Consider the following 743-nt stretch of genomic DNA (forward strand, 5'->3'; position numbering starts at 1 on the left):
AATCGAGTAGGAGGCTAGCCATTAATTGGCTAGCCGACCTCTCACACCACCGTACGTACGGTTCCGTATACGGCGGTTCAAAAGTTTTATGGTTTATCAATGATAAGGACAATGCTTTTTAAGTTGTGTTTTGCCCAATATTTATTATCTAGTGCTTTATTTATAATGGGGTTATTTGAGGAATGCCAGTAACCTTTTCTGGTATTTGCCATTTTATAGGCATCATTTGAGTTGATTCCTAGTTTCATGAGATTTCGGTACTTTGTCCCGATTCTTTTCCATTCTTTCCAGCGACATGCTCGGAGCCTACGACGAATATGTTTATCCATTTCTCTTGCGTACGTCTTGATATCACCTATCTTGAAGTAATTAGACCATCCTTGTATTAAATAGTTTAACTTTCGGATACGGTCTTCCATTTTAATACTCCAGTTACGATTCGTTAAGCGACGAATTTTCTCTTCGAATTTCTTTTTGCTTTTCTTTGGCACGAATACTCTCGTTTGTTTGTGTTTGTAGAAACTCACGCCTAAGAATATCCGTGCGCTCGGCTTTCCCACAGCGGATTTTTCCTCATTTACTTTTAGTTTTAATTTCTTTTCAATGAATGAAGTCATTCCTGCTTTAATTCGTTCTCCCGCTTTTAAGCTTTTAACGTAGATATTACAATCATCGGCGTAACGGACAAACCTGTGTCCTCGTTTTTCGAGTTCCTTGTCTAGTTCATGTAGGAGAATATTACT

At 38.2% G+C, this 743-nt stretch carries 1 protein-coding gene; it reads right to left on the reverse strand.

What is annotated here, in order from left to right:
- Window positions 1-86 precede the first annotated feature (86 nt).
- The coding region (locus CD30_RS19225) for a group II intron maturase-specific domain-containing protein (protein WP_036180870.1) at window positions 87-743 on the reverse strand (657 nt) is incomplete at its 5' end.

The organism is Ureibacillus massiliensis 4400831 = CIP 108448 = CCUG 49529 (genome assembly GCF_000772965.1).
GTDB classification, from domain to species: Bacteria; Bacillota; Bacilli; order Bacillales_A; family Planococcaceae; genus Ureibacillus; species Ureibacillus massiliensis.